Below are 13,132 nucleotides of genomic sequence, written 5' to 3'. Positions count from 1 at the left end.
TGGAGAGTATCCTTTTTGCATTAAAACATTTTCGTAATTCTTCTTCTCATCCGCTTCATGCTTCGATTATTCAGCATGTCAGATTGAGTCGCCATTCGGTACACGAGAGCTCCGGCTCCCATTGCCAAAAGAGAAGTCATCGTCCGATTCATCCTGCGCATCTCCTTTCATGATTAAAAATTGATGCTGCGTTCATCCTCAGAAAACAAATCATCCAAGCTGCTTAACGTTCCGTCTTCTTCCACCTGATGAGTTGCAATCTTCCCTTTCGCCACAGTCAGTTCAATAAAACAGCCCCAGCAATAATATTGGTTCACGCCGATTTTCCCGATATCCTTACTTTTGCAATTCGGGCATATAAGCATATCTCACACCTCTATCCGTTCAGAACGATCTCGTCTTTCCGCACCTCGACAAGCGAATCCGCTCTTTGGATCTGGCGCTTGCTTCCCGCCAGGTCAGAAAAGAAACCGTCCGAGAGTTCATATGCTACGATTATGCCCCTGTCCAAACAAAAGTATACATCTTCCAGCATCCCCAATATATCCCCCTCTTGCGATTTCACAAGCTTCATTTTCATCTGTTCGTATGTGAAGCATGATTTCGGAAGAGGCAGAAGCTGTTCTGAACTAACCGAAGCCAATATGCGGTCATCAAGAATGGAAGAGATATCACACGCCCGTAATAGCGCATGATGATGATGCAAAAACCGTTTTTGTGCAAGAATAAACCCGAGACAATCTCCCTGCAGAGAAAAACAAATGTCAGAAATTGCCCCGAGATAACAAGAAGTTCGTTCTGAGTATACTGGGAATCCTTCTACCTCATGGCATGTTCTCAAAGTGTGATCAACCACCTTTTGTTGAACAGGCTTAGGTTTTGCTTTGCGCCTTGGACTCATACGATGAAATCAATTCCACTGCAAATAAAAATAACTCCCGCTTACACGGGAGCATGTTTACAGCTGTTCCTCTTTCATAAAATCAAATGGTGTAATGCCTTCCATGCCAATGTTGGCGTCGTGTACGCTGAATGGGAGCTCTTTTTGGAGAGCCTCAAGCTCGGCATCCATTTCCTTAACCTGTACGGAAAGCCTGTTTTTTAAGGAGGTCTGTCTGACAGTTGCATCATTATTTTTCACGCCCCACTCCAGCGCCTCCTCTTCCCCGCATAAAATGAGAAATTTCTTCGCTCTTGTAATCGCGGTATAAAGAAGGTTTCTTCTGAGCATTCTATAGTAGCCTTTCACAACAGGCAAAACCACAATCGGAAATTCACTTCCCTGCGATTTATGAATAGAACAGCAATAAGCATGGGTAAATTGATTAAAATCTTTTTTCGTAAATGTCATTTCATTGCCATCAAAAGAAACGACGGCCATGTCTTCTTTTTCTGTATTTTCCTTTGCATAAAATATCGACGTAATTTCGCCAATATCTCCGTTGAATACATTGTTTTCCGGCTGATTGACAAGCTGCAAAATTTTATCTCCGGTTCTGTAGACAACGTCCCCGAACTTCAATTCTCTCCTTTTTTCTTTAGGAGGATTTAAAATGTCCTGCAGCATCACATTCAACTCATTGATGCCGGCTTTTCCTCTGTACATCGGAGCGAGCACCTGAATGTCCTTTGCCGTATAGCCTTTTTTCAATGCATTGGCGACAACCTTTTCAACAACTTCTTTAATTTGCGAGCCTCCGCAGCGAATAAAAGAACGGTCCTTTGTGGGGGCAGTCAAATTGTTCGGCAGCAATCCATTTTTCATCTGGTGGGCAAGCTCGACGATTGATGACCCCTCCGCCTGACGGTAGATGTCTGTCAGTCTCACAGTGGGAATCACCTGGGATGCCAGTAGGTCTCTGAGCACTTGGCCCGGGCCTACAGAAGGCAGCTGGTCTTCGTCTCCGACAATGATAATTTGTATATGATCAGGGATCGCCTTGAACAGATGGTTCGCTAACCATATATCAAGCATACTGGCTTCATCGATAATTAACAGCTTTCCTTCGATCGGCTGATCTTCTGTATGGGAAAAGCCTTCAGCGCCGTTCCAGCCAAGCAGCCTGTGTATCGTGACTGCCGGAAGTCCCGTTGATTCACTCATCCGTTTTGCTGCTCTCCCTGTCGGAGCGGCCAAAACAATCGGAAAAGCTTCATCCTTTTTATAGGCTGACGGGTCTAGTGACACACCGTGAAGCTCTCCGTAGAGCTCGACAATCCCTCTGATAACCGTCGTTTTCCCTGTTCCTGGGCCGCCTGTTAAAAGAAGCATCGGCGATGAAAGGGCTTTTTGAATCGCTTCCTTCTGGCTGGGGGCATACTGAACGTTCATCCGTTCTTCCAGTTCTCCCAAAGCGAGCAAAAACTCTGATTCGGGAAACTGGTTCTCATATTCGGTTTGGCTTGCGATATGTTTTACACGCTTTGCAACGTTTTGTTCTGCGTAAAACAGCGATGGAAAATAACAGCGCCCATCTTCTATGACAATGTCTTTATTTTCTCCAAGAGCAATAATCGCGTTAGCGGCATCCATTTCTGTGATGCGCTGTTCTTCCCTTACTGACTGGTTTAACAGTGATTGGGTGTCGATGATCAGCTGCTCCGTTTCTATGTACGTGTGCCCCTCTGACAGACAAGTCGTTTCAAGCGTGTACAGAATTGCAGCTTTTACCCGCTCAGGATGGTTACCCGAAAGCCCCATTCTGCTGCCCAGCTCATCCGCTTTTCCAAACCCGATGCCTTCTACATCCTTCACAAGCTGATAAGGGTTTTCCTGAATCTTTTCAAGCGTCTCGGATTCATAGGCTTGATAAATTTTCATAGACAGCTGCGGCCCAAAGCCAAACTGGTTCAGGGAAATCATGATTTGCTCCAGTCCCTGATGCCGCTGCAAGGCACCAGCCAGCGTGTCTGCTTTCTTTTTTGACAGCCTCGGAACATCATAAAGTACTGAAGCGTCTGCCATTATTTTGTTAATGGCGCTGTCGCCCAGCTTTTTCACAATTTCTTCAGCTGTTTTTTTGCCGATTCCCTCGAATAAATCACTCGATAAATATTGTATGATGCCTTCCTTAGTCGTCGGTATCTCTTTTTTGAAATGCTCCGCTTGAAATTGGAGCCCGAATTTCGGGTGTGTTACGATCTTTCCGTAAAACGTGTAGGTCTCTTCTTCTTGAAGCGCAGGGAAGTAGCCCGTCACGGATACGGCTTTATCTTCTATGGCTTCGGAGGTCTCTGTGACTTTCACTTTCAGAACCGTATATAAATTGGTGTCATTATGATAGATGACGGTGTTAACTGTCCCTTTTAAATAGGGCTCTTCCTCCAGTTTAAGCTGATCCGGATGCTGCTGCACGAGCTGTCCCTCCTCCTGTGCCTGTTATGATGGGTCGATCAGTTTTTTAGCATGAAGCGCAAGCATATGATCTGGCTGGATATCGATCGCCTTGTCCAGCATTTCCAGCGCTTTTTCTCGGTTCTCTTTATAAGCATAAGCGACACCGGCATTATAAAACGCATCTGCATGCCCGGGATCTTGCTCTGTTACAGCTGCGAACTGGCTGAGCGCTTCGTCCAGCATGCCCTCATTGGCTAAGCACATCCCGAATTGAAAGCGTGCTTCCGTATCGTTTTCATTCAGTTCGACCGCTCTTTGTAAATATGGCAATGCAAGCTTAGGCTGTTCGAGCTTGACAAGAACCGTTCCGAGCATGTAAAACAGATCGCCGTTTTCCATCCCCGCACGAAGCGCTTTTTCAAACATGTCTTTCGCTTCTTTGTACATTTCTTTTACAACATAGACATTTCCTGCTCCATAATAAGCAGTGGCTGCGCTATTGTCTAATTCAAGCGCTTTATCATAAAACGCAAGCGCACGTTCCAGCTCGTTTACGGATGAAAGCAGGTTGGCAAAATTGATATACGGAATTGCGTCTTCTTTATTTTCTTCTATCGCTTTTGTAAATGCCTCTGCCGCTTTCTCGTAATCGCCTTCCTGCATCGCCTCTATACCGAGTTGATTATAATCCACCGATCATCTTCCTTTCATTAAAAAACCCCAACTCAGTGTTGAGGTTTTTCATCTTTTATACGTACCACAATTTTGTTCCGTCTTTGTACACATCATCAATTGTCCCGCCGCCAAGGCATTCTTCACCGTCATAGAAGACAACGGCTTGTCCCGGCGTTACAGCGCGGACTTGTTCATCAAAGATGACTTCCGCTTCACCCTCGCCAGTCATGCGCACCGTCACTTTATGATCTTCTTGGCGGTAACGGAATTTAGCCGTGCAAGAAAGCTCTTCGCCCTTCATGATATCCGAACGTACCCAGCTGATATTTGTTGCTGTGATTTTGTCGGAATATAAAAGCGGGTTATGGAACCCTTGATCTACGTAGAGGATGTTCTTTTCAAGATCTTTCCCTACCGCAAACCACGGCTCGCCGCTTCCGCCGATGCCAAGGCCGTGACGCTGTCCGATCGTGTAGTACATCAACCCGTCGTGGCGGCCTTTAACTTCTCCGTCCATCGTCATCATATCGCCCGGCTGTGCAGGGAGATATTGGCTGAGAAACGTTTTAAAGTTACGCTCGCCGATAAAGCAGATGCCTGTACTGTCTTTTTTCGTCGCCGTTGCAAGTTCTGCTTCTTTGGCAATTTCACGCACACGGCTTTTTTGAAGCTCGCCGATCGGGAACATGACTTTACTTAGAGTTTCCTCTGTCAGCTGATTCAAGAAGTACGTTTGATCCTTGTTTTCATCAAGGCCGCGCAGCATTCTTACTTTTCCGCCGCTTCTGTCTACTCTTGCATAGTGGCCAGTCGCCAAATAGTCGGCGCCTAGTGACAATGCGTGCTCCAAAAATGCCTTGAATTTAATTTCTTTGTTGCACAGTACATCCGGGTTTGGTGTTCTGCCTGCTTTATATTCATCAAGGAAGTATTGAAATACCTTCTCATAATATTGCTTTTCAAAGTTTACGGCATAATATGGGATTCCGATTTGGTTGCAGACGCGGATCACATCTTCATAATCCTCTGTCGCCGTGCAAAAACCGTTTTCGTCCGTGTCATCCCAGTTTTTCATAAAGATTCCAATTACATCATAGCCCTGTTCTTTTAACAGCAGGGCCGCCACAGATGAGTCTACTCCGCCGGACATGCCGACGACGACTCTTGTATCCTCCGGCCGTTTTTCCATTTCATTCACTCCAATAACTAAGCCGCCTTATTGTGTCAGCCGTTTGACAACGTCGGCCACATGTTTGGCAGCAGTTTTCACTTGCTCAGCCGTATTGCCGAGGCCGAAGCTGATTCGAATAGAGGACGTCAGACGGTCACTCTCTTCTCCGAACATAGCAGTCAGAACATGTGACGGCAGAACTGAACCGGCCGTGCATGCTGAACCGCTTGAGACAGCGACACCCGCCATATCAAGATTGACCAGCAGCGCTTCCACCGACACACCGGGGAAATAAAGATTCAGAACATGCGGCAGACTATGCTCTTTGTCCCCGTTGATCTCGAATGCCACACCTGCAACTTTAAGCGTGTCGGCAAAGATTGCTTTAAACGATTGATACTTCTCGTTTTTTTCGTCCCGTTCTTCACTTGACAGCTTGATCGCTTCTTTCAGCCCGACAATGCCAGGAACATTTTCTGTTCCGGCACGGCGTTTTCTTTCTTGCTCTCCTCCGAATAATAGCGGTGAAAGCTTCACATCTTTACTAGCATATAAAAAGCCTGTCCCTTTTGGCCCGTTGAGCTTGTGCCCGGAAACAGACAGAAGATCAATATGGCTGTTTTTCACATCAATTGGCAGCAGCCCGAACGCCTGAACAGCATCGGTATGAAAATACGCTTCGTGTTCCTTCAGCAGCTCACCGATTTCATCGATCGGCTGCACTGTTCCGACTTCATTATTTCCATACATCACTGTCACAAGGATTGTATCATCACGCAGTGCTTCTTTCACCTGTTTTGCACTGACTCTTCCATTTTGGTCAACGTCCAGATACGTTATGTCAAATCCGTCTTCCTCAAGTTTTTCACATGTGTGAAGCACAGCATGATGTTCAATTTTTGTCGTGATGATATGTCTGCCCAGATCTTTTCTTGCAAGCGCGGTTCCCATAATCGCCAAGTTATCAGCTTCCGTTCCCCCGCTTGTAAAAATGATCTCCTGCTCTGCCGCTCCGATTTCTGCTGCAATCTGCGCTCTTGCTTCATCCACCCATTTTCGAGATTCTCTGCCAAATGAGTGAATACTGGATGGATTACCGAAATTGCCTGAGAAATGCGGTATCATTTTTTCCAGCACGCGCTCATCCATCGGAGATGTTGCGGCATGATCTAAATAAATCCGTTCCATAATGTTTACACCTCTGATCTAAATATAGAACATATAAGCTTCTTGCTCTCCGTCTGTATAGCTGGCAAGATCCTCTAATGTTGTACTGTCTAAAACCTCTTTTACAGCGTCTCGGATGCGAATCCAAAGCTCACGCTTGGCAGGCTCCTCGTCTTCCAGCACTTCAACAGGGCTGATCGGCCCCTCTAGCACACGGATAATATCTCCTGCCGTAATGGCATCCGGCTCACTGCCTAATACATATCCGCCATATGCGCCTCTGATGCTTTTCACTAAACCGGCATTACGGAGCGGCGATACCAGCTGCTCCAAATAATGCTCGGACAAATTATTCGTCTGTGCGATGCTTTTTAATGAAGTCGGGCCCTCACCATGCTTTTTTGCAAGCTCGATCATAATGGTGAGCCCGTATCTTCCCTTAGTTGATATTTTCAACATGAACACCTCTGTTATTTCATGATTTTCCACATTTATAATGGTAATTTCTATATGTTTCGTCCGTTTATTATCTAATAGACCAACTGTTATTATAACATACCTTCAGCGAATTTTCATTGAGGCAGAAGGAAACGGGCCTTCCCCCTTTTCTAATGTACGGTTTTCCGTTACCCTGTAATTAAGTAAGGAGAGATGATAGATGAAGCCATTGGCATATCGGATGCGTCCGACAAAAATAGAGGATATTATCGGCCAGCAGCATCTGGTGGCTGAAGATAAAATTATCGGCAGAATGGTCCAGGCAAAACATTTGTCATCCATGATTTTGTACGGGCCGCCCGGAATTGGAAAAACATCAATCGCCACAGCAATCGCCGGTTCAACAAGTATTGCTTTTCGAAAGCTGAATGCTGTCATTAACAATAAAAAAGATATGGAAATCGTAGCCCAAGAAGCCAAAATGACCGGTCAAGTGATTTTGATTCTGGATGAAGTCCATAGGCTGGATAAAGGAAAACAAGATTTTCTATTACCCTATTTAGAAAATGGGATGATCATTTTGATCGGAGCAACGACGGCTAACCCGTATCATGCCATTAATCCGGCGATCAGAAGCCGGACCCAGATTTTTGAGCTTGAGCCGTTAACACCTGAACTGATCAAACAAGCGCTGGAAAGGGCCCTTCATGATGAACATCGAGGCCTTGGCACATATTCTGTAACCATTGATGATCAGGCGATGGAGCATTTTGCCCACGGATGCGGAGGAGATGTCCGCTCCGCTTTAAATGCACTTGAGCTGGCCGTGTTGTCAACGAAGGAGTCAGCAGACGGTGTGATTCATATTACATTAGCAACCGCTGAAGAATGTCTGCAGAAAAAGAGCTTTTCTCACGATAAAGATGGTGACGCGCATTATGATGTGTTGTCCGCTTTTCAAAAATCGATCCGCGGCTCGGATGCCAACGCTGCACTTCACTATTTGGCAAGATTAATTGAAGCCGGTGATTTAGAGAGCATCGCAAGACGACTGCTCGTCATCGCCTATGAAGATATCGGCTTAGCAAGCCCGCAAGCCGGTCCGAGAGTGCTGCACGCTATTCAGACCGCTGAGCGAGTCGGATTTCCCGAAGCGCGAATCCCGCTGGCCAACGCAGTCATCGAACTCTGTCTCTCACCGAAATCAAACTCGGCCATTCTGGCAATCGATGAGGCTCTGGCTGATATTAGAGCCGGAAAAATCGGAGATGTTCCGAAGCACTTAAAGGACGCGCATTATAAAGGAGCTCAGGAATTAGGAAGAGGAATCGACTATAAATACCCGCACAATTACGACAATGGATGGGTCGAACAGCAATATCTCCCTGATCCTTTGAAGAATAAGCAATATTACAAACCGAAACAGACAGGAAAGTTCGAATCCGCCTTAAAGCAGGTGTACGACAAATTAATGAAAAGAAAATAAAACAAAAACAGCCTTGCTCTTCAAGGCTGTTTTTATGCGTTATTTATCCTTTACGCGTTTGATTTCAATGTCTTTCAAAAGATCCATGACAACATGTCCGCCCATAATCAAACCTGCGACTGACGGCACAAAAGCATTAGAAGATGGCGGCATTTTTGCTTTACGGATTTTCGCTTCGTCATTTCCCACTTCTTTTCTGACATCTTCCCGAATGACAATCGGGCTTTCGTCAGAAAAAATCACTTGAACGCCTTTTTTGATGCCCTCTTTGCGCAATTTCGTACGGACGACCTTCGCAATTGGATCAGTGTGCGTTTTTGAAATATCAGCGATTTGGAAGCGTGTCGGATCCGTTTTATTTGCTGCACCCATGCTGGAGATGAGCGGAATATCCCGTTTCAGACATTCTTTCATTAAATGAATTTTATACCAGATGGTGTCTGACGCATCAATGACATAGTCAAGATTATAGTCAAAAAATTGCTCATACGTTTCCTCCGTATAGAACATTTTTAACGCGATCACTTCGCACTCCGGGTTAATGTCAGCGATCCGCTCCTTCATTAAATCAACTTTCGGCTGTCCGACCGTTGAAAGCAGCGCGTGAAGCTGACGGTTTACATTTGTAATGTCGACATCATCTTTGTCTACAAGCAGAATGCGGCCGACGCCTGACCGCGCGAGAGCTTCCGCCGCGAACGATCCGACTCCGCCGACTCCAAGGACAGCAACCGTGCTGTTTTTCAGCGTTTCAAGGCCTTCTTTTCCGATAGCTAATTCATTGCGTGAAAACTGGTGTAACAAGAACCTCACTCCACATTCGTATTCTGGTTTCATCTATAAAATGGCTGATCCATGAGCAGCCGTTTTTCTGCGCACAAAAAATAAAGTCCCAATAGTGCCGTTGCAGCTTTCCTTTGTTTTGAACCCGCTCTCAGCAGGTGGGTGCCCTCTTTTAAATCTTGTAAGTCCTCTTTACCGAATGAAAAGAGGCATGTACGCCATTTAAAAATGCGGGCTCCCAAATCAAAAAAATGTTCGGTCAAAACTAGGTGTACAACTAACACATCAGGACTTTATTTAACTTGTCAAAATCATATCACAGACGATTTTGATTTTCAAGAATCGAACTGCACATTCAGTTCTTAACTTTTTTCTTGATAGAAAGATGAAGCTCTTCAAGCTGAGCGTCACTTACTTCTCCCGGCGCTTCTGTCATCAAGCAGCTTGCGCTTGCCGTTTTCGGGAATGCAATCGTATCTCTCAGGTTCGTACGTCCAGCGAGAAGCATAACGAGACGGTCTAAGCCGAGTGCGATTCCGCCGTGCGGAGGAGCGCCGTATTCAAATGCTTCCAGCAGGAATCCGAACTGTTCAGCCGCTTCTTCTGGTGAGAAGCCGAGAAGCGCAAACATTTTTTCTTGAATATCCTTTTCGAAAATACGGATTGAACCACCGCCAAGCTCATAGCCGTTTAAAACGAGGTCATAGGCTTGTGCTTTCATCTCTTCAGGAGCTGTTTCAATCAGCTCAAGGTCTGCGCGGACAGGCATTGTGAACGGATGGTGCGCTGCATAAAAACGGCCTTCTTCCGGATCATGCTCTAAGAGCGGCCAGTCGATGACCCATAAGAAATTGAACAATTTTTCGTCAATCAGTCCGCGTTCTTTTCCAAGCTTTAAGCGCAGGGCGCCGAGTGATGCGGCCACAACTTCGAATTTATCTGCTCCGAACAGCAGCAAATCACCTTCAGCAGCATCAAGTGCTTCAATCAGCTTAGACTGCTTTTCTTCATCAAAGAATTTAGCGATCGGGCCTTTCACTCCGTCTGCCTCAACTTTCACCCAGGCAAGCCCTTTTGCCCCGTAGTTTGCAGCAAAAGCGCCAAGAGCGTCGATGTCTTTTCTGGAGTAATCGCCGGCACCGCCTTTTACGTTGATGGCTTTGACCACGCCGCCGTTTGCTACAGCTGAGGAGAACACTTTAAATTCCGTATCCTTTACAATGTCAGACACATCCGTCAAAAGCATGTCAAAACGCGTATCCGGTTTATCAGAACCGTACTTGTTCATTGCTTCATCATACGTCATTCGAGGAAGAGGAAGCTTAAGTTCCACACCTTTTGTTTCACGCATAACCTTTGCCATCATCTCTTCAGCCAATGACATAATGTCTTCCTGGCTCATAAAGGACATTTCAATATCAATTTGCGTAAACTCAGGCTGGCGGTCCGCACGCAAATCTTCATCGCGGAAACAGCGGGCAATCTGATAATATCGTTCAATGCCTGATACCATCAGGAGCTGTTTAAATAGCTGCGGAGACTGCGGCAGCGCGTAGAACTCACCTTCGTGCACACGGCTCGGCACCAAGTAGTCACGTGCGCCTTCAGGCGTGCTTTTTGTTAAAATCGGCGTTTCAATATCAAGAAACCCATTTTCATCTAAAAAGCTGCGGACCGCTTTCGTCACATTATGGCGCATCTGCATCGTTTGAAACATAGCCGGTCTGCGCAAATCTAAGTAACGGTGTTTTAAACGAACGTCCTCTGACACTTCTTCTGCTTGATCAGAAATCGCAAATGGAGGCGTCTTTGCAGCACTTAATACTGTCACTCCGTCAGCGTGAATTTCGATCGCGCCTGTCTTCAAATTCGGATTGACTGTTCCTTCTTCCCTCGCCACCACTTTTCCTTGAACATCAAGCACGTATTCATTTCTGATGCCTTCCGCAACAGCAAGCGCTTCTTTTGACACATCAGGGTTAAAAACGACTTGAACAATTCCCGTACGGTCACGCAAGTCAATAAAAATCAATCCGCCGAGGTCCCGTCTTTTTTGGACCCAGCCTTTCAGCGTTACAGATTCGCCAATTGCTTTTTCAGTTATATCACCGCAATAATATGTTCTTCCAAACAATGCGTTTCACTCCTTATCCCTTTTGGTTTGCCTTCATCACATGTATAAATTCATCTAGTGCCACTTCAATCTGTTCGCCCGTCTGTGCATCCTTAACATTGATTTTGTTTTGGGTAAGTTCATCTTCACCCAAAATCGCAATAAATCTCGCATTCAGGCGGTCAGCTGTTTTAAACTGGCCTTTCATTTTCTTATTTTCATAATCGATTTCACTGGAAATGCCTGCTTCTCTCAGTTTGTACACCAATGAAACAGAATAATCTTTGGCTTTTTCGCCGAGTGTGACGATATAGCAGTCGATTCCCTGATCAACAGGCAGCTCTTTTTTTTCAGCGTCAATTGCAGCAAGCAGGCGTTCGATGCTCATCGCAAATCCGATACCCGGCGCTTCAGGTCCGCCGATCTGTTCGACAAGTCCGTCGTAGCGTCCGCCGCCGGCAAGTGTCGTAATCGCGCCAAAGCCCTCCGCATTGCTCATAATTTCAAATGCGGTGTGATTGTAATAATCCAGCCCCCTGACAAGGTTTGGATCAATTTCATACGAAATGCCAAGATCGTTTAAGTATTGTTTCACTTTCTCAAAATAAGCGGCTGATTCTTCATTCAAATATGTCAAAATGGAAGGTGCCGATTTCATCAGCTCATGATCACGGTCTTTTTTGCAGTCCAAAATTCTAAGCGGATTTGTATGCAGCCGGGACTGGCAGTCTGAACAAAATTCTTCGATGCGGGGCTCGAAGTGTTTCACGAGCGCTTCTCTGTAGCTTTTGCGGCTAGCTTGATCGCCGAGGCTGTTTATGACAAGCTTAACGTTTTCTAAACCTGCTTTTTCATAAATACTCATCGCAAGCGCCATCACTTCAGCGTCAATTGCTGGGTCTTTCGAGCCAATCGCTTCAATTCCAAACTGATAAAACTGGCGGTAACGGCCCGTCTGCGGACGTTCATAACGGAACATCGGCCCTACATAATAAAGCTTTGTCGGCTGTACAGGATTTGCGAACAGCTTGTTTTCATTAAAAGCGCGAACCGCAGCAGCTGTTCCCTCCGGACGAAGCGTCAGGCTTCTGCCTTTGCGGTCCTCGAAGGTATACATTTCTTTTTGTACGATATCTGTTGATTCTCCGACGCCTCTGGCAAACAGTTCTGTATGCTCAAAAATCGGTGTGCGAATTTCTTTATATTGATAAGTGCGGCAAGTGTCTCTCATAATTTGTTCAACAAACTGCCAGCGATCTGATTCTCCAGGCAGAATATCCTGTGTTCCTCTTGGAATGTTATATCCCATAAGTAGACCTCCTTATGTATTCCTTTTAAAATATACAATTGTCGTTCATGATGAAAATGAAAAAAACTCCCGCCCCTACTATACATGATAGTAGGGACGAGAGTTATACCCGTGGTGCCACCCTAGTTGGAATATGTTCATATTCCCGCTCGATCCTTTAACGCAGGTTCACGTTCACTGCCTAATGACGTTATTCACGCGTTCAGCAGGAAACCTCCGGAGTGTTGTTTCGAGAAAGACGCAATGGGATCCGCTTTCAGCCTGGGGCGGGTTCCTCTCTAGCCATGCAATCTGACCTACTCTTCTCCATTATTGGTTCAAATCTTTCATCATTTGCTATGTACTCAATTTCTATTATAATAATGGGATTGGGGTTCTCTGTCAAGCTTTATTCCGGTTGTTTTTCCTTAGCGCTGCTTCTTTTGACATAAGGCCAAATTCAGATGCTGTTTCTGTAAGATAACCAGTCGTATCGGGATCTGCGTGATCGCTGTAATGCAGATTTGCTTCACCGTCTTGAAATGCCCGTCCCATTTTTGGATGATATTTCATGATTTGCACACCTTTTTGATTGTATTTACGCTTAGTATAAACAAATCATTTTATTTTTATTTAAAAATCAGAAAGGACTTTACGATATTAAACAAGAATGC

General features: G+C 45.5%; 13 protein-coding genes, 1 other RNA gene and 1 other annotated feature. Of the genes, 1 reads left to right on the top strand and 13 read right to left on the bottom strand.

What is annotated here, in order from left to right:
- Nucleotides 1-20: 20 nt before the first annotated feature.
- From BLL41_RS06295 to cymR, 8 genes are all read right to left on the bottom strand, one after another.
- Nucleotides 21-152, bottom strand: a complete 132-nt coding sequence (locus BLL41_RS06295; RefSeq protein WP_003229780.1) for a YrzQ family protein — start codon at nt 150-152, stop codon at nt 21-23.
- Nucleotides 153-173: 21 nt separating this feature from the next.
- A complete protein-coding gene (locus BLL41_RS06290; protein WP_003225893.1) occupies nt 174-365 on the bottom strand; it encodes a hypothetical protein in 192 nt (63 codons plus the stop codon).
- Nucleotides 366-376: 11 nt separating this feature from the next.
- Nucleotides 377-901 (bottom strand): PRC-barrel domain-containing protein, encoded by a 525-nt coding sequence (locus tag BLL41_RS06285; RefSeq protein WP_083427944.1) that lies wholly within the window; start codon nt 899-901, stop codon nt 377-379.
- Between the two features lie 57 nt (nt 902-958).
- On the bottom strand, nt 959-3,355 hold the full coding sequence (recD2, locus tag BLL41_RS06280) for an SF1B family DNA helicase RecD2 (protein WP_071577180.1): 2,397 nt from the start codon (nt 3,353-3,355) through the stop codon (nt 959-961).
- 24 nt (nt 3,356-3,379) lie between these two features.
- Nucleotides 3,380-4,000 (bottom strand): tetratricopeptide repeat protein, encoded by a 621-nt coding sequence (locus BLL41_RS06275; RefSeq protein WP_202926392.1) that lies wholly within the window; start codon nt 3,998-4,000, stop codon nt 3,380-3,382.
- An 85-nt stretch (nt 4,001-4,085) separates the two neighbouring features.
- Nucleotides 4,086-5,201: a tRNA 2-thiouridine(34) synthase MnmA gene (mnmA, locus tag BLL41_RS06270; protein WP_071577179.1), complete on the bottom strand. Its 1,116-nt coding sequence runs from the start codon at nt 5,199-5,201 to the stop codon at nt 4,086-4,088.
- A gap of 27 nt (nt 5,202-5,228) precedes the next feature.
- Nucleotides 5,229-6,371, bottom strand: a complete 1,143-nt coding sequence (locus BLL41_RS06265; protein ID WP_071577178.1) for a cysteine desulfurase family protein — start codon at nt 6,369-6,371, stop codon at nt 5,229-5,231.
- 18 nt (nt 6,372-6,389) lie between these two features.
- On the bottom strand, nt 6,390-6,806 hold the full coding sequence (cymR, locus tag BLL41_RS06260) for a cysteine metabolism transcriptional regulator CymR (RefSeq protein ID WP_003225879.1): 417 nt from the start codon (nt 6,804-6,806) through the stop codon (nt 6,390-6,392).
- Nucleotides 6,807-7,008: 202 nt separating this feature from the next.
- On the opposite strand from cymR, the gene BLL41_RS06255 reads away from it, so the two are divergent.
- Entirely contained in the window at nt 7,009-8,274 is a 1,266-nt protein-coding gene (locus tag BLL41_RS06255; RefSeq protein ID WP_071577177.1) for a replication-associated recombination protein A, read from the top strand.
- 39 nt (nt 8,275-8,313) lie between these two features.
- Here the strand turns inward: BLL41_RS06255 and BLL41_RS06250 are convergent, their stop codons facing one another.
- From BLL41_RS06250 to BLL41_RS06230, 5 genes are all read right to left on the bottom strand, one after another.
- Entirely contained in the window at nt 8,314-9,078 is a 765-nt protein-coding gene (locus BLL41_RS06250) for a tRNA threonylcarbamoyladenosine dehydratase (RefSeq protein ID WP_071577176.1), read from the bottom strand.
- Between the two features lie 81 nt (nt 9,079-9,159).
- Nucleotides 9,160-9,352: non-coding RNA, 6S RNA (gene ssrS / locus BLL41_RS06245), on the bottom strand.
- A 60-nt stretch (nt 9,353-9,412) separates the two neighbouring features.
- Complete coding sequence (gene aspS, locus BLL41_RS06240) at nt 9,413-11,191, bottom strand: aspartate--tRNA ligase (RefSeq protein ID WP_071577175.1); 1,779 nt, start codon at nt 11,189-11,191, stop codon at nt 9,413-9,415.
- 13 nt (nt 11,192-11,204) lie between these two features.
- Nucleotides 11,205-12,479 (bottom strand): histidine--tRNA ligase, encoded by a 1,275-nt coding sequence (gene hisS / locus BLL41_RS06235; protein WP_071577174.1) that lies wholly within the window; start codon nt 12,477-12,479, stop codon nt 11,205-11,207.
- 89 nt (nt 12,480-12,568) lie between these two features.
- Nucleotides 12,569-12,801, bottom strand: a binding site (T-box leader).
- 59 nt (nt 12,802-12,860) lie between these two features.
- Nucleotides 12,861-13,031, bottom strand: a complete 171-nt coding sequence (locus BLL41_RS06230) for a YrzK family protein (protein ID WP_014664807.1) — start codon at nt 13,029-13,031, stop codon at nt 12,861-12,863.
- Nucleotides 13,032-13,132 lie beyond the last annotated feature (101 nt).

Source organism: Bacillus sp. FMQ74 (genome assembly GCF_001875785.1).
Classification (GTDB): Bacteria; Bacillota; Bacilli; order Bacillales; family Bacillaceae; genus Bacillus; species Bacillus stercoris.
Note: the sequence above shows the minus strand (reverse complement) of the source record. Positions and strands in the feature narration are given on the sequence as shown.

Excerpts from the sequence above, each read along its gene's own strand:
- BLL41_RS06295 (WP_003229780.1), bottom strand. The coding sequence starts at position 152 with ATGAATCGGACGATGACTTCTCTTTTGGCAATGGGAGCCGGAGCTCTC.
- BLL41_RS06290 (WP_003225893.1), bottom strand. The coding sequence starts at position 365 with ATGCTTATATGCCCGAATTGCAAAAGTAAGGATATCGGGAAAATCGGC.
- BLL41_RS06285 (WP_083427944.1), bottom strand. The coding sequence starts at position 901 with ATGAGTCCAAGGCGCAAAGCAAAACCTAAGCCTGTTCAACAAAAGGTG.
- BLL41_RS06275 (WP_202926392.1), bottom strand. The coding sequence starts at position 4,000 with ATGCAGGAAGGCGATTACGAGAAAGCGGCAGAGGCATTTACAAAAGCG.
- mnmA (WP_071577179.1), bottom strand. The coding sequence starts at position 5,201 with ATGGAAAAACGGCCGGAGGATACAAGAGTCGTCGTCGGCATGTCCGGC.
- BLL41_RS06265 (WP_071577178.1), bottom strand. The coding sequence starts at position 6,371 with ATGGAACGGATTTATTTAGATCATGCCGCAACATCTCCGATGGATGAG.
- BLL41_RS06255 (WP_071577177.1), top strand. The coding sequence starts at position 7,009 with ATGAAGCCATTGGCATATCGGATGCGTCCGACAAAAATAGAGGATATT.
- hisS (WP_071577174.1), bottom strand. The coding sequence starts at position 12,479 with ATGGGATATAACATTCCAAGAGGAACACAGGATATTCTGCCTGGAGAA.
- BLL41_RS06230 (WP_014664807.1), bottom strand. The coding sequence starts at position 13,031 with ATGAAATATCATCCAAAAATGGGACGGGCATTTCAAGACGGTGAAGCA.